16 protein-coding genes are annotated in these 22,843 nt (G+C 55.5%); 5 read left to right on the plus strand and 11 right to left on the minus strand.

All coding sequences use genetic code 11. The annotated features are described in order from the left end of the window. Nucleotides 1-141: 141 nt before the first annotated feature. The gene (locus HEQ60_RS10890) at nucleotides 142-3,087 is read right to left on the minus strand and encodes an autotransporter outer membrane beta-barrel domain-containing protein (RefSeq protein WP_168071153.1); all 2,946 of its coding nucleotides are present in this window, start codon (nucleotides 3,085-3,087) and stop codon (nucleotides 142-144) included. A gap of 366 nt (nucleotides 3,088-3,453) precedes the next feature. On the opposite strand from HEQ60_RS10890, the gene HEQ60_RS07775 reads away from it, so the two are divergent. Both HEQ60_RS07775 and megL read left to right on the plus strand, forming a co-directional pair. Then, nucleotides 3,454-4,347 carry an alpha/beta hydrolase gene (locus HEQ60_RS07775; protein ID WP_168071154.1) on the plus strand — a complete coding sequence of 298 codons (894 nt, stop codon included), beginning with the start codon at nucleotides 3,454-3,456 and terminating at the stop codon, nucleotides 4,345-4,347. Nucleotides 4,348-4,489: 142 nt separating this feature from the next. Then, nucleotides 4,490-5,737, plus strand: coding sequence for a methionine gamma-lyase (gene megL, locus HEQ60_RS07780; RefSeq protein WP_168071155.1), 1,248 nt, complete (start codon nucleotides 4,490-4,492; stop codon nucleotides 5,735-5,737). 28 nt (nucleotides 5,738-5,765) lie between these two features. Here megL and HEQ60_RS07785 read toward each other — a convergent pair whose 3' ends face one another. Then, the gene (locus HEQ60_RS07785; protein ID WP_168071156.1) at nucleotides 5,766-7,454 is read right to left on the minus strand and encodes a methyl-accepting chemotaxis protein; all 1,689 of its coding nucleotides are present in this window, start codon (nucleotides 7,452-7,454) and stop codon (nucleotides 5,766-5,768) included. A 189-nt stretch (nucleotides 7,455-7,643) separates the two neighbouring features. Continuing rightward, nucleotides 7,644-8,861, minus strand: coding sequence for a DUF2325 domain-containing protein (locus HEQ60_RS07790; RefSeq protein WP_168071157.1), 1,218 nt, complete (start codon nucleotides 8,859-8,861; stop codon nucleotides 7,644-7,646). Nucleotides 8,862-9,426: 565 nt separating this feature from the next. On the opposite strand from HEQ60_RS07790, the gene HEQ60_RS07795 reads away from it, so the two are divergent. Beyond that, nucleotides 9,427-9,642: a hypothetical protein gene (locus HEQ60_RS07795; RefSeq protein WP_168071158.1), complete on the plus strand. Its 216-nt coding sequence runs from the start codon at nucleotides 9,427-9,429 to the stop codon at nucleotides 9,640-9,642. 84 nt (nucleotides 9,643-9,726) lie between these two features. Here HEQ60_RS07795 and HEQ60_RS07800 read toward each other — a convergent pair whose 3' ends face one another. The 8 genes from HEQ60_RS07800 to HEQ60_RS07835 all read right to left on the minus strand — a co-directional run bounded on the left by HEQ60_RS07800 (nucleotide 9,727) and on the right by HEQ60_RS07835 (nucleotide 21,307). Then, a complete protein-coding gene (locus HEQ60_RS07800; RefSeq protein ID WP_168071159.1) occupies nucleotides 9,727-10,500 on the minus strand; it encodes a ferredoxin--NADP reductase in 774 nt (257 codons plus the stop codon). A gap of 225 nt (nucleotides 10,501-10,725) precedes the next feature. Beyond that, a complete protein-coding gene (locus HEQ60_RS07805) occupies nucleotides 10,726-12,126 on the minus strand; it encodes an L-serine ammonia-lyase (protein WP_168071160.1) in 1,401 nt (466 codons plus the stop codon). A gap of 70 nt (nucleotides 12,127-12,196) precedes the next feature. Further along, on the minus strand, nucleotides 12,197-13,504 hold the full coding sequence (locus tag HEQ60_RS07810) for a serine/threonine transporter (RefSeq protein ID WP_168071161.1): 1,308 nt from the start codon (nucleotides 13,502-13,504) through the stop codon (nucleotides 12,197-12,199). An 812-nt stretch (nucleotides 13,505-14,316) separates the two neighbouring features. Beyond that, entirely contained in the window at nucleotides 14,317-15,747 is a 1,431-nt protein-coding gene (gene tldD, locus HEQ60_RS07815) for a metalloprotease TldD (RefSeq protein ID WP_168071222.1), read from the minus strand. 101 nt (nucleotides 15,748-15,848) lie between these two features. Next, complete coding sequence (locus HEQ60_RS07820) at nucleotides 15,849-18,566, minus strand: ATP-binding protein (RefSeq protein ID WP_168071162.1); 2,718 nt, start codon at nucleotides 18,564-18,566, stop codon at nucleotides 15,849-15,851. A 2-nt stretch (nucleotides 18,567-18,568) separates the two neighbouring features. Beyond that, nucleotides 18,569-19,618: a COX15/CtaA family protein gene (locus HEQ60_RS07825; RefSeq protein WP_168071163.1), complete on the minus strand. Its 1,050-nt coding sequence runs from the start codon at nucleotides 19,616-19,618 to the stop codon at nucleotides 18,569-18,571. A 32-nt stretch (nucleotides 19,619-19,650) separates the two neighbouring features. Then, entirely contained in the window at nucleotides 19,651-20,334 is a 684-nt protein-coding gene (locus tag HEQ60_RS07830; protein ID WP_168071164.1) for an AAA family ATPase, read from the minus strand. A 175-nt stretch (nucleotides 20,335-20,509) separates the two neighbouring features. Next, nucleotides 20,510-21,307, minus strand: a complete 798-nt coding sequence (locus HEQ60_RS07835; RefSeq protein ID WP_168071165.1) for a protein phosphatase CheZ — start codon at nucleotides 21,305-21,307, stop codon at nucleotides 20,510-20,512. A gap of 374 nt (nucleotides 21,308-21,681) precedes the next feature. On the opposite strand from HEQ60_RS07835, the gene HEQ60_RS07840 reads away from it, so the two are divergent. Together HEQ60_RS07840 and HEQ60_RS07845 are read left to right on the plus strand one after the other, a co-directional pair. After that, complete coding sequence (locus HEQ60_RS07840) at nucleotides 21,682-22,119, plus strand: CidA/LrgA family protein (protein ID WP_168071166.1); 438 nt, start codon at nucleotides 21,682-21,684, stop codon at nucleotides 22,117-22,119. Then, nucleotides 22,116-22,841, plus strand: coding sequence for an LrgB family protein (locus HEQ60_RS07845; RefSeq protein WP_322099314.1), 726 nt, complete (start codon nucleotides 22,116-22,118; stop codon nucleotides 22,839-22,841). The genes HEQ60_RS07840 and HEQ60_RS07845 overlap by 4 nt, the downstream gene beginning before the upstream one ends. The last annotated feature ends 2 nt before the right edge of the window (nucleotides 22,842-22,843 follow it).

Below are 22,843 nucleotides of genomic sequence, written 5' to 3' on the forward strand. Positions count from 1 at the left end.
ACCTTCCTCTTGCGCTCTTCATCAACGTCAGCATGGGCGGAAAACTTTGCGTGATAAAGCAAAACCCCCCGCCGAAGCGAGGGGCTCTGCCAGATAGCGTGGTTGGATGTACACAATACACCCAACCAACACTACAGGGGATCAGAAGTTGACACGACCTGTCAGCATGCCGTTGTGACCGACATAGCCAGACCGCATTTCTGCGTCATAGTCCGCACGAACTTCCCACACGCCATCGGCCGTGGTGTAGCCCAAGCCGGCACCAATGGTGCCACCAAACCGGGACCGCTTCAGGCCAGAGGTGTTGAACAGGGTTGCATCGCCGGAATACTTACCGGTGCTGGTGGCATCATCACCGATGAAGTCATACAGCGCAGCAGCCCGCATTTCCGGACGAACCACAGAACCGCGCAGGGTCTGGTGTTCATAGGCCAGCGAACCACCCAGGCTCCCTTCCAGAATGCTGGTTGCCGAAGGATCAACAGTCATGTTGAACGCACCGGCACCGGTTTCCGTGTACTTGGAAGGATCGGTATAGGTGTAGGACAGACCTGCTTTCGGGGTCAGGGTGACCGCACCACGGTGCAGCGGGGATCCGGCGGCGACAGAGGCAGAGTACTGGTTGGCGTCGTACTTGCCTTTGGCGGTCCGGTCCAAACCACCGATGCTGATCTGGCGGGAGGTCTTCACGCTATTCTGGGCATAAGCCAGCTGACCTTCAACGAAGAAACCCTCTGGCTCATACGAACCGTACAGGGCAACCTGATAGGATGTAACATCGGTCTTGGTCTGGCTGGCACCCTTGCCCTTCATGTCGGACTTGGATGTGCTGAGCGCCAGACCAACGCGCAGGTCGTCGGCAACCGTGTTGTCCACACCAATGGTCATCCCATAGCTGTTGGTGCTGTTTCCAGCCACACCACCACGGGATTTCTGAGATGCGGTGCTGCCTGCGGCCTTGACCCAGGCGCCGTTGCGCAGGGTGCTGTCACCGGCGGCGGTACCGCTTTGCTGCAAGCCGGCCACATCGGTACCGGTACGGGCCGATGCCAAACGGGATGCAACAGCATCAGCCGCAGCGCGGGACGCGGTGTTGATAGCCTGGTTGGCCTGGGACACCGTGGATACAGCCGACTGACGAGCTGCATTTCCGGCATCGCTGTTTTTGCCAAGCGCCACATTCATGGCTGCACGAGCTTCGGCATCACCCCCCAATGAACGAACCACAGCCTTGATAGCCTTGGCTTCATCGGTGCTGACCGACAACCTGCGGGCAATTTCACTGTCGCTGCGCGGAGAAACTGTTGTTGTGGTCAACGTTCTATCGTCAGAAACGATACTCTCGATCCGAGCCAGGGCGGTACCATAGTCACGACCGAACACTTCCTCAACAAACATTTTGTCGTTGGCACTCAGTGCAGCTGGAGGCGTATTGATCTTGAAGGACTTGAACTTTCCTTCCAGGACTGTGTTCTCAACACTAGGAATGATGGCAGATACTTTCTTTGTCGCGCTATCAGATGTAAAGCCTCCAATAGATTCTACTTCCAAGACGGCTTTGTTAGCTTTCATAGCTGCGTCGATAGCTTTCTGGGTAACAATGATCTTTGCTCCCCAGTATGAATACTCGCTACCGTCCTTCAGTGTACCTATTCTCTTGGTCTCGTCCTTCATTTCCGGGGCATGCAGTGTGCCATTGAGCTTGACCAGCCCATCAAGCCGCAGATTTGTGCCATTTTCCAGATGCAAGTTCTTTGCATGCACTTCGCCGGAACCAAGAGCAAGCGATCCTTTCTCCAACCTGAGTTCATTCAGGGCATGGTTCTTCGTGCCGATTTGTCCGATTCTGGATCCTTCGGCAGCATACAGGCGCAGGACGCCCTGCTCATGAGTCTTGGTTTCGACCTTGCCAATGTTGAAGCCTTGGACGTTTTTAGCGCTGCCGCCGATGCTGTTGGTGCCCGGTCCATCAAGCACCAAGGTTCCTGTGCCAACATAGCCCAGGTTGATCGCATTGCCAGCGTCAGCCGCACGGGCCGTTACTGTTTTCAGGGTCAGCTTGTCGGCGTGAACATCGCCACCGGTTGCAACGGCTTTGGATTCGGTTGCGTTGATGGTGACATCAGCAAAACGCTTGCCGGGGGTACCGATGTTGCCAACGGTGCCGCCCTTTTTCGTTACTTTGCCATCACCATCCACGGTATCTGCAGCAGCGTGCAGTTCCAGCTTGCCCTGGCCGTTCTTGGTGGTGGAGACATTGCCAAGGTCGAAGCCACCAACCGCGCCAGCGGAGCTCTTACCGATAACATGGCTGCCTTCACCATTGATCACCACGGCCTTTGCTTCGGTCCGACCGGACTGTGCCGTAAAGGTCTTTCCGGCATTCATGGTCAATACGTCGGTATAGGTCTCGTCAACGGTAACATTAGCCTTGTCAGCGTTCAGAACAGCGAACGGCTCCGGCTTGTCTGCCGTACCAATGCTGGCAACAATGTTGTCATGCCGCTTTGCCTGTGTCAGGAGCTTTTGCCCCAGGTCCCATGCATCCAGCAGCGCCTGTGCTTTTTCTTTGCCAGCATCATTATTTGTAAAATAATTGGCGAGGTCATTGAAACCAGAAGCTAGCTTGCTGGCATCAATCTTAGTGCTACCAAACAACGCCTTTGCGGCACTAGATATTGTAGCAAAATTGGGAGTCTCTTTGACCAATTCTGTGCGCAATGCGTTGATCAACGCATCAGTAACACCTGCACCGGCAATCTCAGAGATCTGCTCCACGAGCTTGGCCGGCGTAGCAGCCGCATCCGTTGCAAGAGATGTGGCAAGTATTGCATTCAAGGCGTGGTATTTCCCATCGGCCGCAATATCCGACGCCTTGATCAGACCCTGAGGGTTTGCAGCAATACCATTTACAATGACGCCACCGCCGTTGCCAACCTTACCTTCGGCAGCGTAGCCGCCGTTTTGTACGACCACTTCCGCCTGTGCCGGTGCTGCCGACGAGGTTGCCCCTGCCACGCCGGGAATTGCCATAACAACTGCGGCCAGCGCCGTTGTTGCCAAAAGATGCTTACGTTTTTGTAACACGATCGGTTCTCTTCCTGTGTTGTGTTGATGCCAACCACACGCACCGGACATGGACACCTGCGGTTATGGGGTTCCCTGCCTGCGCGCCGGACTCTCTTGATAATACGTTCCGGCCGTGGGTCAACATGCAAAACACACTTATCATGCTGATTTTATTTGGTTTTTTAACTCCATAATTGCCATTCGCACAAACTGCACTTTTTCGTTGCCCCCCTGTTACACAGATGCCACAGCGCGGCAAATGCAATGATTGCTGTTTGCCAGAACTTATATTCATGGTTGAAACGCGAAGACACGTTTGCCATGACGCCTTTCCCCGGGTGGTGTACACAAGCCACGCCAACCTTGATCACGGAGCCTAGGTCCATGACATCCCACGCGGAAACACCTGTATCCCGGTGCATACGTGCCATGGGCCTGCATCGCTGGCTGGCCGTTCTGGTGATGGTGGGACTGGCTGGGTGCGGGGGCGGGCCTTTGGGGGATCGTCTCGATTCGGCGCTGGCGACAGGCCAGGCACAGGGTATGCAGCCGCAATGGCTGGACAGCGGGCCGTTCACCCTGTTGGCACAGATACGGATACAGGCGCCGGGGCAACCGTTGCGGCTTTATATAGAAGGCGATGGCTTTGCCTGGATCACCCGCACCCGGCCTTCGCCCGATCCCACTCCGCACCGCCCGGTGGCGTTATGGCTGGCGACCCGTGACCCGGCACCCAACGTGGCGTGGCTGGCGCGTCCGTGCCAATACAGCATGCTGGCCCGGCCCGGAACGGTGTGCGACCGGTCGTACTGGACCCATGCCCGCATGGCTCCTACCGTCATAGAGGCTGTAGATGCCGCCGTGACTGCCCTGCGCAAACAGGCCGGGGCCACAGCGGTGGAGCTGGTCGGTTATTCCGGCGGGGGTGGCATTGCCGCCATTCTGACCGCGCGCCGGGGCGATGTAGTGGCTTTGCGCACCGTGGCCGGCAACCTGGATTCCGGGGCCTTTGTCCGGCACCATCGGGTTTCCCCCATGACCGGATCCATCGATGCTGTTACGGAGGCTGCGCGCACACGCTCTGTGCCACAAATTCATTTTGTCGGGGAGCATGACCGCACTGTTCCCCCGTTCCTGGCCGATACCTTCATCCGCCGTGCTGGGTCGGCAGCTGTCAAGGTGGTGGTTCCCGGACTGGATCATGCCCGCGGGTGGAACACCGCATGGCCGGAGTTGCTGCAGCACCCCCTGCCGGATGTGACCAAGGCGTCACCGTGATATCCCGGTACCGTGAAAAAGACACATTTACATTGCCGCAAACGGAAACCAGACATACCCTGTGCACGATCGTTTCGGACCTGCTGTGAAGGGTCCAGCGACAAAGGGGAAACAACAAAATAAACAATACAGGGGACGTACCATGTCAGATAAAAAACAGGCCGGGTTTGCCACCCGGGCCATTCATGCGGGCTATGATCCACATAGCCATCAGGGGTCTTTGGTGCCGCCGGTTTACATGACATCCACCTTTGCCTTTCCCGATGCCCAGACCGGGGGGGAACGCTTTGCCGGCCATGACGCCGGGTTTGTCTACACCCGTCTGGGGAACCCGACACTGGCGCTGCTGGAAACACGACTGGCTGCACTGGAAGGAACCGAGGCGGCCCTTGTCACCGGATCCGGCATGGGGGCCATTGCCGCCACCCTGTGGACCCTGCTGTCACCCGGGCAGGAAATTATCGTTGACCAAACCCTGTACGGCTGCACGTTTGCCCTGCTGCACCATGGGCTGGCCCGGTTCGGGGTCAAGGTTACCCATGTGGATTTGACCAATCTGAAAGCACTGCCCGCCGCCATCGGGCCCGATACCGCCGTTGTATATTTCGAAACTCCGGCCAATCCAAATATGCGCCTGATCGATATTGCCGCCGTATCGGCTATAGCCCACCATGCCGGGGCTGTAACTGTTGTCGACAACACCTATGGAGCCAGCGTTATCCAACGTCCGGCCGAGATGGGGGCCGATCTGGTTGTGCATTCCGCCACCAAGTACCTGGGTGGGCACGGCGATCTAACCGCCGGGGCCGTTCTGGGGACACGTGACATGGTTGCCACTATTCGCGCAACAGGATTGAAGGACATGACCGGAGCAGTGCTGTCTCCATTTGATGCCAGCCAGATCCTGCGCGGACTGAAAACGCTGGAACTACGGATGGCCCGGCACTGTTCTACAGCCACCGCTATCGCGCGCTTGCTGGAACAGCACCCGGCTGTTTGCACTGTCATGTATCCGGGGCTGGACAGCAACCCCTCGCACGATCTGGCACGGCGGCAGATGACCGGAGGCTTTGGCGGTATGGTTGCCTTCGAGCTGCATGGGGGAATGCCCGCCGGGCTGGCTTTTATCGATGCCCTGCGCCTGGTGACCTGCGCAGTCAGCCTTGGCGATCCAGAAACGCTGGTGCAACACCCGGCCAGCATGACCCATTCCACCTATACGCCGGAAGAGCGGTCAGAACACGGGATCTCCGATGGACTGATACGAATCTCAGCCGGGCTGGAGACGCCGGTCGATATTCTGGATGACATCCGCCAGGCACTGGACCACCCGCGCGTCTCCAGAAACAGAAAGCCCGCCGGGGCCTGTGCGTCCCGGCGGGCATTATGAACACTTTGTGTATCAGGTCACTGGAAGTCTAGCCACCGGTCCGGATCTCCTCGACAAAGCGGGTGACCTCATTTTTCAGTGCCGCAGACTGCTGCGCCAGCTCCTTGGCTGCAGACAGAACTTGGCTGGCCGAATTACCAACCTCACCGGATGCTTCGTTCATGCTGCGGACGTTTCTGGTCACCTCGCCCGTACCGTTGGAAGCTTCTTCCACGTTGCGAGCAATCTCACGCGTGGCCGCATCCTGTTCTTCCATGGCCGAGGCAATAGCCGCCGAGATCTGATTCAGGCGCCCGATGGTCTCGATCACCATGGCAATTGCCGCCACCGCATCATGGGTCGCATTCTGCACAGCCCCGATCTGCTCGGAAATCTGGCCGGTTGCACGGGCTGTCTGATTGGCAAGGCTCTTGACCTCGTTGGCAACCACGGCGAAGCCTTTGCCGGCCTCCCCGGCGCGGGCCGCCTCAATTGTGGCGTTCAATGCCAGAAGGTTGGTTTGGCTGGCGATGTCATTGATCAGGTTAACCACTTCGCCAATCTGCTGGGTAGACTGGGCAAGCCCCTTGATAATCTCGCCGCTACGACCTGTCTGATCAACGGCATCTGCCGTAATCTGGCTGGAGTCGGAGACTTGGCGCACAATCTCCTGGATCGATGCCGCAAGCTCTTCTGATGCCGATGCCACGGTCTGCACGTTGGACGAAGCCTGCGTTGCCGCTTCGGCCACCACCTTCCCCTGAGATGCAGACATCGAAGCCAATGACGTCATGGATTCCGCACTGGCCTGAAGCTCTGTAGCAGCAGAAGACAGTGTTTCGACAATCGACTGCACGGACGATTCGAAACGATCGGCCAGCGCGTTCATTGCCACCTTCTTTTCCTGCTCGGCACGGCGCTTCTGGTTGGCCTGCTCGGCCTCCATCTGACGAATACGGATGCCATTCTGTCGGAAGATGTCAACACTGCGGGCCATAACCCCAATTTCGTCTTTGCGATCCAGCCCCTGTATTTCAGTGTCAAAATTACCGTCCGCAATGGTTTCCATGACCGAAGCCAAGCCATTCATCGGTCCAGATATTGTCGTCTTGACCAGAACAATAGCGACCAGAACAACGACAATCAGGCCGCCGATAATCAAGACAATCGTGCCAACAATAGCCGCATCAGCACTGTCGCCCAGATTGTCAGACTTTTTCTGCAGCTCAACATCAACGTTATCCACCAAGGACGCCACCGTTGTACGCACAGTACGGCCCTGTGGGGTTGCCTTGTCTACAAGGACGATTAAACCCTCGTCAAACTTGCGTGCAACAATCAGGTCACGGGCCTCGACAAGGGCGCCTTCGTAGACCGCAAACTCCTCGACGATGGCAGTGATACGGGGGGCATAAACCGGAAGAAGCTTTGCGGCCTCTGCTGTCCGCTCCCGGAACAGCTTGAAGTCGTTGTTGATCTCGTCTGATATGCCCTTGAGGACTGCATCCTCCCTTTCCTGCGTCAGGCGATAGGCCAAACGCCCAGCATTCAGCAGGTTCTGGTTGGCCCGCGCCAGAAGCACCTGCACCTTGGTGTCATGGACAAGCAGATCAGAGTAGGAATTATCAATCTCCGCCATGCGGACGACAGCCAGACCACCGGCAGCAACCGTGGCCAAGGCCATAAGAGCGACCACCGCCAGAACTTTGAATGTCATGCCAACGTCAGCGAATCGCATGTCCATCTCTCCTGCCGGGAACCAGGACCAACCATGCCCCACCGGGACTGCGTGGATGCACCGGCGTTGATCTTGGCGGTCGGCCTGGAAGGCAACAAGAAAAACCTGTTTTGCCTTTACATGGAGACACAACTTGACCGTAACAAAACAAACCTGATCCCCGGGTGCTTTTAGCCCATAGGTATATCGTCAACTCACCATCCGGGCATGAACCTGCCCCAAAACCCGACGAAAGGTAGAAATACTGTGATTGGGCAAGGGAACAAAAAGCTTACAGGCTTTGCGGCAATTGCGCTTGATATGGACCATCGCCTCATGGCTGACGCAGGTCACAGGACAAAAGACCATGTCCACACACGACACAGCGCCAGCCAGCTGTGGGCAGCCATCATCCAGCCCTCCATCGTGATGGATAAACTCCCCGTTACAGGACCGGACCACGTCTTCCAGATGACGGGCAACATGACTTATTCCACCAACGTACAAGATCTTCTGCTTTTTCAGGTCAATATCATCCCCACCCCTGCTCCCATCACACGCCCCGTGTGAATCTGATACTTCTTGGCGAAGCCGATTCTCCAGCTCAACAACACGAGCCTCCAAGGCCCGATTCCTCTCCCTTTCGCTCGACTCCCGTTCCGATAACAGATCCAGACGACGCAGAAGTCCTTCAACTTGACGGGCCAAAGCATCTCTCTCGGCGCGGGCCGTACGGGCGGCATCTTCGGCTGTACGCAGAATTTCCCCGCTTTCCAGATCAGCCAACCGCGATGCCAAATCTTCAACCCGGCGCTGCTGAATACTGGCAATAGCTATGTTCCGTCGCGCCTCATCACGTTCATCCCGTGCTTGGGCCATCAAGACACGCAACCGACCAATTTCTGCCGTGCGCTCGGCCAAAGAGGCCTCCAGACGTACTATCTTCTGCATATCAGCCCGCTGCACGGCCCCGGACAAGTGAGACAGCATATGCACCTCACCATAGGCGCGTTCACGCAGATCGCTGCAATCCAGCGGATGAGTCATCAAGGCCCAATACGCCCCCGGGATATCGCCGCCCTCCAATGCCTCGTTCCACAAGATAGCCAACTCCCCCTCATCGCGCGTTCTCATAAAGCGCGATACTGTCACGTGATAACGCTTGTCCAGAATCCGCATAACCTGCTTGCCCAGTATCTTGTTCTGGGCTGCCAGATGGACAACGGCACCGTGCAGGCGGTAATCGCTGATATCAGGCGCCAAGTGCACAGAAAGCTTTGCCGCAAGCTTCCTGAGATCGGCAAGCGTCAGGCATGTCCCGACAATACTGCAATGCCAACGCGGTGCAATTTCATCCAGGCGAGGGCGACGGGAAGAAGGGGGCGATGACTGGGCCAAAAGGTCCTTGGGCAGGCTCATGGGGGGCATATAGATCTCTCCTCGACGGGGTGAGGGATTTCATTTGATATTAATTTTCATTATCAATAAAGAGTCCGACGCAGAACTGGCAAGATTTTTTATTGTTTCAGTGCCCGGAAGACCGCTGATAAAAAATGACTGAATAGTCCTCTATGGGACATTGACCCCTGAAACGGGACTCCTATACTGAATACTCATGGGTGTGCCTGTGGATATGTCCGGCAGGACAAGCACGACACCTCCTTCTCTGGCCAACATGTTGACGAAACAGTACTGTTTGTTGCGCCGGACTTGGCTTGGATTTTATGCCATCCAAGCTGTAGTCTGGAGGATTACGGGAAGACAGATCACCCCTGAGTAGACCGTCAAGGAAAGCTCGCAGGTCTGGCGGAGTCGGCAGAAAGCACGCTCTTCTTTTCCGGTTTTCACAAGTTTTTTTTGCCCTGCCCTTGTTTCGCCTTGGTACATGTTTACGAATTGGTGGTTTTTTATCGTGTTGTCACTTGTGCACTACAATCCGGATGGACCAAGTGCCTTGGCCGCACTCTCCACACAGCTCCCGGGAGGTGAGACCATGCCATCGTTGATTTCTGATACTGCCCGCCGCACCTTTCTGCGTTCCGTACGCAGCAATGTTCTTGCCAAGCGCCGTACCATGGCATGGGAAGATCCGGATCTGGAAACCCTTCTGGATGACCCTCTGATCATGGCGGTCATGAATCGCGATGGCGTGCGCCCGGATGATGTAAGAGCCGCTTTTGAGACCGCACGAGCCAACCTTTCTCATTAAAGGATACAACTCACTGGAAAAGGGCCGGAACATAGCCGTTCCGGCCCTTTTATTGCGTGTCAGCCTGTTACCCCAAGAAGAGCCCTACTTCTCGACAAACGCCTTCTCAATAACATACTGACGGGGGTCATTGGATGCTCCCTCGTGGAAGCCCATATTTTCCAGCAACTTGGTCGTATCCGTCAACATTGCAGGGCTTCCGCACAACATGAAACGGTCATCTTCGACATTGGGGTCTGGCAATCCAAGATCACTGAACATCTGCCCACTCTCTATCAGGGTCGTAATGCGTCCCTGAACGGGGTGCTGCTCGCGGGTTACGGTCGTATAGTAAAGAAGCTTGCCCCGTACCAGATCCCCAAGGAATTCATGCTGCGGAAGTTCGCGGGTAATGTAGTCGGCATAGGCAAGCTCTGCCACTTCCCGGCACCCATGAACAAGAATAACCTTCTCATAACGCTCGTAGGCATCAGGGTCACGAATAACACTCATAAACGGCGCAAGCCCCGTACCAGTCGACAAAAGATACAGGTGACGACCGGGCAAGAGACTGTCCTGCACCAACGTCCCGACCGGCTTTGTACCGACCAGAACCATATCACCAACCTTTATGTGCTGAAGACGGGATGTCAGCGGTCCGTCAGGAACCTTGATCGACAGAAACTCGAGCTCGTCCTCATAATTGGCGCTGACCATGGAATAGGCCCGCAAGAGAGGTTTTCCCTCTACTTGGAGCCCGATCATCGTAAACTGTCCGTTGATATACCGGAACCCCGGATCGCGCGTTGTCCGGAAACTGAACAGACGATCGGTCCAGTGGTGAACGTAGGTTACTGTCTCCCGCCGAATATTACTCATGATTCTCCGCATAATAGCCAGAACCCGGGGATGCGCCCTTCCCGGGATGTGTGTACAGGAATGGGGTTTCCGTCAGCGCGACACCCTGCAGAATGATCGTATGGTTAACATGGGGTTATCCCCGAGGCAAATTGATTGGAAGGACCATGTCGTCACGCATACATACAATGCTGGGCCGCGACAGAAACAGCCACGGCCCAGCACAGAACAATAAAGAAGAAAGTATCAGGCGGCGTCTTCAACCCAGCGCACAGCCCCGCCCGGCGTCATCGTCACCTCGGCTGCTATCTGCAAGGCCAACCCACCACAGGACGTTTCCCGATACTTGGGATCCATATCCTTACCGGTTTCGTACATTGCGGCAATAACCTTATCGAGGGAAACCTTGGGCGTGCTGATCCGGTGCATGGCCATACGCGCCGCATTGATCGCCTTGACCGCTGCGATGGCATTACGCTCGATGCAAGGAATCTGCACCTGCCCACCAACCGGGTCGCAGGTAAGGCCCAGATTGTGCTCCATCGCAATCTCGGCTGCCATACAGACCTGCTGCGGGCTTCCGCCCAGAAGCTCGGTCAATCCGGCAGCAGCCATGGAGCATGCTACCCCAACCTCTCCCTGACATCCGACTTCAGCACCGGATATGGAAGCGTTCAGCTTGAACAAACAGCCAATGGCACCAGACGACAGGAAGAACCGCAGCGTCGTATCTTCGTCCAAGGGCTGAATGAAGTGATCGTAATACGCCAGAACCGCCGGAACAACACCACAGGCCCCATTGGTGGGGGACGTGACAACTTGCCCACCCGCGGCATTCTCTTCCGACATGGCCATCGCGTACATGTTGACCCAATCCATGACGTTCATGGGGTCATTGGCCATTTTCAAGGACGTTGTCAGCATTCTGTGGAGAGCTGAAGCGCGCCGGGGAATTTTCATTGGACCAGGGAGATTACCCTCCACGCGCATACCGCGCTCCATGGACCCCTTCATCACCTGCCACACACGGCGGAAATGGGAACGCAGCTCGTCGGTATCGTGGAACGCCCTCTCGTTCTCCATGACCAAAGCCGATATAGACAGGCCCGTTTCCTCACACATACGCAGCAAGTCTTCGGCGGACAGGAAATGATGGGGAACCGGTGTTTCGCTACAGGACCTTTGATTGAACTGCTCTTCCTCGACAATAAATCCACCGCCGATGGAATAGTACGTCTTGGAGAGAATCAGTCCATCGTCACCATAAGCGTGGATTTGCATACCATTTTCATGCAGGGGCAAATTCGCACGATGAAAGTCCATGCTGAACGTTACGCGCTGCTTGGTTCGCCCCAGGTTCAGCGTCCCTGTTGCCTCAACATCCGCGACAACAGACGGTATCTGATCAGGATTGACGGTATCAGGCTGATTCCCGCACAGCCCCATGATAATGGCATGATCTGTACAGTGCCCCTTGCCGGTCAGGGCGAGAGATCCATAACAATCAACATGGATCCTGCGCGTCTGGACAAACTTCCCCGTCTCTTTCAAAGCCCCCAGGAATTGATGACCGGCGCGCATAGGGCCCACTGTATGCGAACTGGATGGGCCGACGCCTATCTTGTAGATGTCAGACATACTGAACATGGTAAAATCTCCCGGATAACTTTCGCCTGACAGGGTCCGGCCGCTCTCTCCGGCCGGACCCGCTTTTCGGTCAGGACAGCAGATCGAAGAAGATTGCAGTCATGGCAATCAACCCAATCAGAACAACAAAGATGTTGCTGAATGCGCCAGAGTACTTCTTCATCGCAGGAACCTTGGCGATGGCATACATCGGCATCAGGAACAGCAAAGCCGCAATAACCGGACCACCCAAACTTTCGATGGTGCCGATAATGCTGGGATTAAAGGTTGCAGCCATCCAGCAGCTCAGGATCATGAACACAGCGGCAGCACGATCAAGGACAGAACCGGACAGAACCTTCCCGCGCTGGCGCAGTTCCTGCTGGATCAGGCCATTAAAGCCTTCCTTTGCGCCCATATAGTGACCCAGGAATGACTTGCTGATGGCGACAATCGCAATCAAAGGCGCGGCCCAGGCTATGGCAGGCGTCGAGAAATGATTGGCAAGGTAGGACAGAATGGAAATGTTCTGTTCTTTCGCGGCCATCAAGTCGGCCGGCGACAGGCTCATCACACAGCTGAACACAAAGAACATCACAGACACGACCATCATGGCATGGGCACGGAACAGAACCCGGCTGGAAGCTGGTTCCGCTTGTTCACCATGCAAACGCTGCTGGTCAACCGCAAAGGAAGAAATAATCGGCGAGTGGTTGAAAGAAAATACCATCACCGGAATTGCCAACCATACGGTCTTCCAGAATGTCACGCCAGAAACGGCGTCGGAAAAGCTTCCCGCACTGTCAAAGGCAGCAGAGCTCCACTCAGGGATCAGGTAAATAGCCAGAATCATCAGGGCTGCAACAAACGGATACACCAGAAGGCTCATGGCCTTGACGATCATTTCCGCACCCAGACGAACAATCGCCATCAAGGACAGAATCAAGATCAAAGACAGAACAGCGCGATGCGGAATCCAATCAGCCAAACCCAGCTGGTTGATCATGAAGGATTCAACCGTGTTGGTAACAGCAACGCTGTACAGCATCAAAATGGGGTAAATGGTCAGGAAGTACAACAGGGTAATAATCTTCCCGGCTGCACTGCCAAAATGCTCCTCGACGACTTCCGTAATGTCAGAACCCGGCCGGCGGCTGGACATGACAAAGCGGTTAAGCCCCCGGTGGGAGAAGTACGTCAACGGGAAGGCAATGATGGCCATCAGCAAAAGAGGCCACAGCCCACCAATACCCGCATTGATTGGCAAAAACAGGGTTCCGGCACCAATTGCCGTTCCGTAAAGGCCCAGCATCCACGTGGTATCGTGGCGGCTCCAAGCGGCCGGACCGGCCGCAACCGCCGACGGATTTGGCACTGATGATGATACAACTTGAGACATGTTACACACGACCTCTGCTGGTATGGGCTCGGTTTTTCAAGCAGCCTCCCTATAGAACGCGGGTCGTTTCGCACCGCACCAACGGGAAACCATCCGAGATTTCGACTCAACGGTTTGCGAACTTTATTTTCTTTTTCTCATTCCAAGGGCCACGTTAAAACGAAGCCCTAGTGCTTGCCTTGACATACATCAAACGCTTACGAAGTAATATTGCGGACTAGATCGACTGTCCATCACTTTCGCATACAGAAACAACTTCCTCTGGAATACTCTGCAGGCAGAATGCGCGGCCCCTAAACCAAACCCTGTGATCGTAAACACGAAAACAGTGCCAGGAAAATAGAATACAAAAAAGAAAAAACGCGCATAGGAGGTGAGCCTGAGGCAGCATCAGCCTCAGGATATACAGATCCTGCATTTTACATGTGATATCAGGGTTCCGTGCTGCCAAACATGGTTAAAACGACCCTTTGACGAACGGCCAGAGCTAAACAAAAAGCGAAATTTCATGCTTTTTACGACATTCGCGTTAGTCAAAGCGAATGTCGTAGCACACAAATTAAGAACATGTTCGAAAAATTGATGCCCTTACACATGGTACGTAAAAACCAAGTGCCAGTTCCTATGCGAGGGGCGAGTTCACAACGCGCACAAGAAGAGCCCTCCGATAAAGGGCATGAATCCCTGAGAAACATCTATGGGGTGCGAACCCACGCTCAAGTCAAGAAGACTTGATACCAACACCCAGACTTACAACAAACAACGCTATTGCAGTGCACAGCACACACTATAAGACCAAGATTGCAGTCGACTCACCCCCCTGTGCCGCCAACAGTCAGGCGCTCCACTTTCAGAGTTGGTTGTCCAACGCCACAGGGAACCCCTTGGCCATCCTTGCCACATGTGCCAATCCCCGCATCCAGCTCCACATCATTGCCAATCATGGAGACACGCGTAAGAACATCGGGACCATTGCCAATCAAGGTTGCTCCCTTGACCGGAGCTGTCAGCTTGCCGTCTTCAATTTTCCAGGCCTCTGTACAGGCGAAGACAAACTTTCCAGACGTGATATCAACTTGGCCACCGCCAAAATTAACGGCAAAAAGGCCCTTTTTCACACTTCGGATAATTTCCTCCGGCTCGTACGAGCCACCCAGCATAAAGGTGTTGGTCATACGCGGCAGCGGCTTATGAGCATACGACTGCCGGCGCCCGTTTCCGGATGAACGAACCCCCATCAAGCGGGCATTCATACGGTCAAACAAATAACCTTTCAAAATACCATCCTCGATCAAAACATTGCGGGCCGAAGGCGTACCCTCGTCATCAATCGTGATCGACCCGCGCCGGTCCGGCAAGGTTCCGTCATCAACCACAGTCACACCAGGAGCTGCCACACGCTGGCCCATCAGCCCGGAAAAGGCCGACGTCTTCTTGCGATTGAAGTCTCCTTCCAAGCCATGCCCAACAGCTTCATGCAAAAGAACGCCCGGCCACCCACACCCCAGAACAACCGGCATTTCACCGGCAGGGGCATCAACGCTTTCAAGATTGACCAATGCCTGATTCAGGGCACGCTCCGCCGCAGTCTTCCAGGTTTCCTCTTCCAGCAACCAATCGTACTTGATACGCCCACCCTGCCCCCATGATCCCGTTTCACAACGACCGCCTTTCTCAACCATAACGGTGATGCTCAGGCGCACCATCGGACGAATATCAGCGGCTTCACCGTCTGGACGCATGATATGAACAGCCTGCCAAGACGCACCCAAGGAGGCCATAACCTGGCGAACACGCGGATCACGCCCCCTGAGATAGGCATCAATCTCTCCAAGCACCCCGACCTTGACTGAAAAAGGAACCGGCGAAAGGGGGTTCTGATCTGTATAAAGAGATTGGTTTGTCCCTACAGGTGGCGCAGCAAAGGTCCCGGAATAACCACCACGTACAGCCGAAACAGTGGCTGCTGCGCGACGCAAGGAGGCCTCATCCAAGGTCGATGCATGAGCGTACCCTGCCGTATCCCCCACGATGGCCCGCAGACCAAACCCCTGTGCCGTATCAAAGGAAGCGGAACGAATACGCCCATCATCCAGCGAAACGGATTCAGACTGCCTGTATTCCAGATAAAGCTCTCCGTCATCCGCCCCGGATAAGGCCTCAGAAACGATACGGCGCGTTGCATCTTGGTCGAGCCCGGCACGAGAGAAGAACAGATCTTCGGTAAGGGCACGATCAACCATGGTGAAAACTCCGGTCCAGACGTCAAGAACGCCCACACTATGTGCGTTTCCTGGCAAAATCACCAGCCCGGAAAATAATAAAAAAGCGCCTCTGGATAAACTCAGGCTCTCTGAACAAGCCTATCAGGGGGAAGCCATACGCGAACCTCGGTCCCTTTACCTGGCGCGCTGACCAAGGATAATGTCCCCCCATGCGCCTCCACCAAGGAACGGGACAAGGGCAGCCCCAAACCCGTTCCCTGATGTCGGCGCGACAAACTGCTGTCAATCTGACCAAACGGGGCCAAGGCAACGGCAATATCATCGGTTCGCATACCAATTCCGTTATCAGAAACCGTTATCGTCATACCATCCGCAGGGGCGCACAAAGCAGTAATATTCACAACACCGCCTGAGGGAGTAAACTTGATCGCGTTGGACAGCAAGTTCAGCATGACTTGGCGCAGGCGTCGCGCATCTCCCCGTATAGACGGAAGGTCTGCGGGAATATCTGTGCGCATGGTCAGCCCTGCGGCAGACAGCTGGCCCTGAAGAAGACGGATTGTTCCATCAATCAGGTCAACCGGTTTTATCACATCGTCATCAAGCGTCAGATGCCCGGCCTCAACCTTGGCTGTATCAAGGATGTCATTGATAATAGAGAGAAGATGCTGCCCTGAATCCTTGATACTGGCCGAATAGTCCTTGTACTGAGGTGCTGTGTGGGCACCAAAAATCTCACTGGCCATAACATCCGAGAAGCCAATAATTGCGTTCAGCGGCGTCCTTAGCTCATGGCTCATATTTGCCAGAAAAAGAGACTTTGACCGGCTGGCAGCATCCGCCTGCTCCAGGGCTGCCCTAAGGTGCATTTCTGTCTCGACATGGGTAATCCGAGCCCCAATCCACAGGGCCAGCAAGCGCGCAAACTCAAGGTCAGCGGGCTGCAGGCAACGCCCGGCCTGTCCCGGACCACGAAAGAACAAGATACCCCACGTGCGTCTGCAAGCCACAACACGTACAGCCAGACAGGTTTGAGCGGTTTCCCCCTGCGTACAGCTTGGCACAAGGATTTCCCGCCCTTCCAGAACATCAGACAATGACATTCCGGCGCAGGATAAAACCTGTCCCACCTTCAGATCATCATGCCTCCCAACCACGTAGTCCGAAATCAGGACATCGCCCTGACAACGCGCAAGACAGGCACCGGTCATGTCAAAACGCCTGCACCCAAGCTGCAAGAGGGCTGGAACCTTCTCGACCATTCCCTGGTCTGGATCACTGGTGATCCTGTGCAGCTCACGCAAATCAGCCTCTGACGACAACAAGGCCAACTCGGCCGCTTTTCGTTCCGAGATATCGGTAAACGTCATGACCGTCAGCCCCTCAGGCGTCCTGGTTTCTGTCATCAGGACCCATAAAGAATCCCGGAAGCAACGTTCACGCGGACGGGAGAGTTGGCCGGAAGTATCCCCGGAAGCACGGTCATGACCGTCTGATGCAGAAGCAACCTCAAGAGCATCAAGCAGTGCTACGACTTCGGCATAATGAATGCCGGGCACAACACGTTTGCTCAGTGACGGGAACAGTAACCGGAATGCCTGATTGCAAATCAGAAGACAGTCCTGGCTGTCCCAAAGAAGAAACCCCTCGGATACCCGGTCCAAAGCTTCGGCCAAACGGCTTTCAACCGTCTTTTTGTGTTCGAGAGTTCGGGCGGTAAATTCTTCTTCCATCCGATCGCGCGCATTGCGAAGATCACGTTCCAGGCGCTTCATGGCCGTAATGTCCGTAATGGAAATGAAGAAACCCCTCACGGCAGCCCGTTCAAAAACAGGCTGTAATTCGACCCTGACGCAACGCACCCCGTCAGGGAATGACCAGACCCCCTCGGAAACCGCAGACAACCCATCCAGAGCGGCCACAACAAGATCAGAAACCTGGGCGTAGTTCTCACCCAGATGAAATTCAAAATTCTCCCCAGCCAGAAGGTTGGTACCAACCGGAACGGAGGATGTCCCAAAAGTGCCAAACCAGCGGCAATATTCAGCTGTTGCAAAAACATAATGCTGGCGATGGTCAACCCGGGCAATCATTGCCGGCAAAGGACCCGTGATATCCTGCAGGGAGCAAGACAACGCGCTTATACTTTCCTCCATATGGCGACGCAACGCCCCTTCTCTCACCAAAAGCTGGCGATCGTGCACCCGGGCACGCCAGAATACGGCACAGATTGCCAAGACAATCAGGAAGACAACACCAAACCCTGCCCCAACGCACCAACGATATACCCGCAAAAAGATCTGTTGTTCATTCAGGGCTGAGCTGGCATCAAGACGCAACAGAACCCCGCCAACAAGACTACCGTCACGACGCTCCAAAGGAAGTGCGGCAATAATTTCCACGGACGTACCATGATCCTGCAACCAAACGGGCTTGTATCCACGCAAGGCCGAAGACAGCCACAAGGGATCAGAGGAAAGATCAGGCAAGGCAGGAGCTGCATCCGGGATAACCGCAGACCCGTCCGGATAAACCACCACAACGGCTGTCACGGGAAGATGGTGAATCTCCCTCATGACAAGACTGTACACAACCAAGGCAAGATCATGGGAAAGTTCTGCAGGAGCCTGTGTCTGTGACGACCATCCCTCCAGAGCTGAACTCAGGACCGGCAAGGACCCCCAGACTTCCTGCAGGGACAACTCCAGCGCCAGTTCACGCACCCTGCGTTCTGAGAGCAAAAGAGATACGAGAGCAGCCAATACGACAAAACACAGGGAAAAAAGCGTTGCGAGCCGCAAACCCCATGCCTTGCCCTGCTGCCCGTCAACACTCATTATCACCCACGCACAAGCCGAAAAATAAGGGTTACACACAGGCCGACCAAGACAACAGCCATCGCCTGATGTACGATACCAAGGCTGACAGGAACAGCCAGCAGCAAGGTTGTAATACCAAGACCAAGCTGTACACAAACAGCAAAAACCAAGGTGAGAGCAAGGTAACGAACAGGCTTGGACAATGATGCAGCCCAAAGTTTCCAGGCAACGACACAGGTCACCACAACCGTACAAAACGCCAGAGACCGATGCACGAACTGTACCGTTGCAACGTTCGCCACCAGATTATACCACCAAGGATCCTGCAGCCATGCCCCCGGTGGAACAATATGCCCATCCATCAGGGGAAAGGTGTTGTAGGTCAGCCCTGCATCAAGGCCCGCGACAAAAGCTCCCCATGTCATGGTCAGCATAATCATGCCAAGACACAGCAAGGGACCGCGTACAACACCATCTGGTGCCGGAGAGAAGACGGTGGAAACAGTACAGTCCAAGGCCATCCATAACAGGGCTGCAAACAGAATAACAGCCAGCATCAGATGCGCTGCAAGGCGGTAGTGGCTGACATCCGGACGTTCAACAAGGCCCGAGGCAACCATGAACCAGCCCAGTGCTCCCTGCAGACTACCAAGAACAAAAAGCCCGAGAATACGGCGCAACACACAACGATCCACAAGACCACACGCCACAAAAACAAGCAGCGGGACCATAACCACAACACCTACCAGCCGCCCCACAAGGCGGTGCACATATTCCAGCCAGAAAATCCCCTTGAACCCAGCCAGATCCATACCCACATTACGGTGTGTATACTCGGGAGACGCCTTGTACAGCAGGAACATCTCCTCCCATGCGGCCTCGCTCATAGGGGGTAGGAAGTCGAGAGGCCTCCACTCCACCATAGAGAGTCCGGATTGCGTCAATCGGGTTGCTCCCCCCAGAAGTACCATGCAAAAAACTAGGGCACAGAGTGACCATAACCAGATCTGGACCGGCCGATGCCCGATATTTCCCACCACTTCCACAGTGGCTGCATGATTCCCCGCCATCAATCCCCCAAAACCCACATACCAGACACTGCTCAGCCACGCACCTGATGGCAACGGGCAATCCCCTCATAGGCCGCTGCAAGCAGACGAACAATAGCGTCCACGTCATCCAGGCGTGCCGTGTTCAGAACCAGATCAAACGCCGCAGGTTCATCTGAACGAGCCCCGAACATATCTTTGAGAAAACACAAACGTGCCGTATCCGCCTCCAGAACCTGCTGGTCGGCGATGGCCTCTGGCACGGCATTACGCTCGGCAATCCTCTTGATCCGCAAAGCCCGCGGGGCAACAAGCTTCAGGCGAAGGGCACAGGAATCCTCCAGAACAAGGTGTGCACCACGTCCGAGAATAATGCCACCAACCTTGGATAAGCCCAGAAAGATATTCACCAAGTGAGTCCGCCAGGTATCCTTGGAAAGATCTTTTCCCTTCAAAAGCCCCACCAGCCATAAATCACTGGCACGCCCCACGCTTTCATCCAGCATTTTCGCCGTCTCCTGATCAACATCAAGACGGCTGGCAATCTTGCCAATCAAGGCGCGGTCATACAGGGGAACCTGCAAATGAGCAGACAGAGCCTCTGCGACCTGGCGCCCCAATGCCCCATGTTCCCTGGAAATGGTAACCACCGGGCGCACCGGACGCCCGGCAGCCGAGTCTGCCTTGAGACGGCTCGCAGACATCAGGGCCTGCATGGCAGCATGCACATCGGTCATCACAAACCCCACACCGAGCAAAAACGGGACGAAAACACCCCTACTGAACCAAGGGCAACCCCAAGACACGGAGTATACCTGACACACGGTGAATGCGCCAAGAGAAGCCAAGCAAAAAACCGGGGCCTTCACAGCCCCGGTTCAAGCAAACGTACGTAATCGGATAACAGGATATTCAGCCAAACAGCTTGTCGATATCGCCCTGAGAAATTGCTCTCTCGGCCATCTGGGGTCCGTTAAGCAGACGGCGCTCGTCGTCACCGGCCGGCGTATCAGGCATTTCAGCCAGAAGCTCTTCAAAGGTTTCCTGACCCCAGATATTGATCATCTTGTCGATACGCTCTTCAACAAACTTCAGCGTGCTGACGACCTTGTTGATGCGCTGACCCGTGATATCCTGGAAGTTGGCATGTTCGAAAATCGCAACCACGTGCTCGCTGATATCTTCGGCAAGGTGGGCAAAGTAAGCATCATCGGCCTTGGAGCGCAGGTTCTGAGCGGCGTTGTCGATTTTTTCAGCCGCCTCCAGGATCCCATCCGTCGCCCGCTCGGTTGCACCGACAACCGCATCCAGTTCACCGGCAACAATATCAAGCCGATCAGAATCCCCGTCACTGGTCCGCAACTGCGCAATTTCGCGTTTCGTCTCCTGAATGGAGTTGGCCAAAGCCCGCAACTCCATCTTCAGAATGCGCACCTCGGCACGCTGACGCTCAAACTCCTGCACCAAGGGATCCTCGGGATCGGGCTCCCCATCGGCAGCTTTTTGCTCGTCTTCCGGCGGAATAACATACGTTCTGAGGAGATGACTGAGGTGACTGACCTCATTCTTCAGGGCGGAAACCTCGTCACGCATTTCAGGATCAGAGGCAGCAACAACAGCGCCACCGGCAGGGGAAGCGTCACCGCCATAGCGGTTACGCAGCTGAACCTCTGCGGTGAACATCTTGCGCGGGGAACGCCCTTTGTCCATTCCTGCCCTCATCCAGTACTGAATTCGGTCAAGTCACTCTGCCCATACCGACAAGGAAACCACCAAAAGGCCCCACTCGCCATGGACCAGAATAACCGGCACACCCCGACGACAGGACATACTTCCCGACCGCTTTGTGCATACCGAGGGATACCGCACTTCTCCAAACCCCGGCAAGGCTGCAGACCCGGATGTGTCCATCCGGACTACGTAACCTGCCTGCAAATAATTTTGATGACAAAAAGGACGTGGCAACACAAAGCCAAAGCCTGCTGTTTCTCATGTCATTTAGGGCTGGAAAACAGGGCAGCCAACATGCCAGCATGGTTCCGGTTTCACCTGTACAGCAACAGAAGCAAGAGAATCCGACACCCATGACCCCAGGTTTTATTGCCACCCTTGTTGTTTGCCAGCTTGCGGGAGAAGCCCTGGCCCGCATAGCCCGCATTCCCGTGCCAGGCCCTGTTCTTGGTATGGTTCTGTTATTTTCCGGGCTTATGGTGCGTGGCTTCCTCTTGCGCAGGGGGGGACTGGCCGATCCTCCACCGGAGGGCTTACAGTCCACGGCCAATGCACTTTTGCGACATCTTGGCCTGTTATTTATCCCCGCAGGGGTGGGAGTCGTAACCTTGGCACCACTGCTGACCCTAGAATGGAAGGGAATCGCACTGGCGGTCGTGGGATCAACGCTTCTTGGCCTGATTGTTACGGGCCATGTCATGCAGGCGATGATACCCCGGACACGCTTCTCTGCAGAACCTCATGGCAGGCCAGAGTCTGGTCATGACGTACAGGAACAGCCTCCCTCATGATGTCCACGCATATCACCAACGTCTGGAATGACCTCAGCACAAGCCCCCTGACAGGGCTGACCATCACACTGTTAGCTTATGTTGCCGGCTTGTGGATCTTCGAAAAAAGTGGACGGCGAGCCATTCTGAATCCGGTTCTGACGGCCATGCTGCTGCTGGTCGCAGTCCTCAAGATCAGCAATATCAGCTACGCCGATTATTTCAGTGGGGCACAATTCATCCATTTCCTGCTGGGGCCAGCTACCGTGGCACTGGCTGTCCCGCTTTACAACCAGCTGGGGCGTGTGCGCCGCTCCCTGCGGGCCCTTGTCGTAGCAATAGGCACCGGCTCAGTCTGTGCGGCCGGCAGCGCCATTGCTCTGGCATGGGCAGCCGGTGTCAGTCCCGTCGCCCTCGCATCCATAGCACCAAAGTCCGTCACCAGCCCTATCGCCATGGGAATTGCTGAGCAGATCGGTGGTTTGCCCTCCCTGGCGGCGGTTGTTGTTATCCTGACCGGCATACTGGGAGCCGTGGTTGGCCCCGGGATCCTACGCCTGACCGGAGTTCGTGACCGCCGGGCCTGCGGTGTAGCCATGGGCACGGTGTGTCACGGCGTCGGAACAGCACGCGCCCTCCAGCACAGCGAAGTCAGCGGCGCCTTCTCCAGCCTGTCCATGGGCCTCAACGGCCTGGCTACAGCCATTATCCTGCCGATTTTATGGGTCCTTTTTACCGGATAACG

Source organism: Haematospirillum sp. H1815 (assembly GCF_012102705.1).
In the GTDB taxonomy this organism is placed as follows: Bacteria; Pseudomonadota; Alphaproteobacteria; order Rhodospirillales; family Rhodospirillaceae; genus Haematospirillum.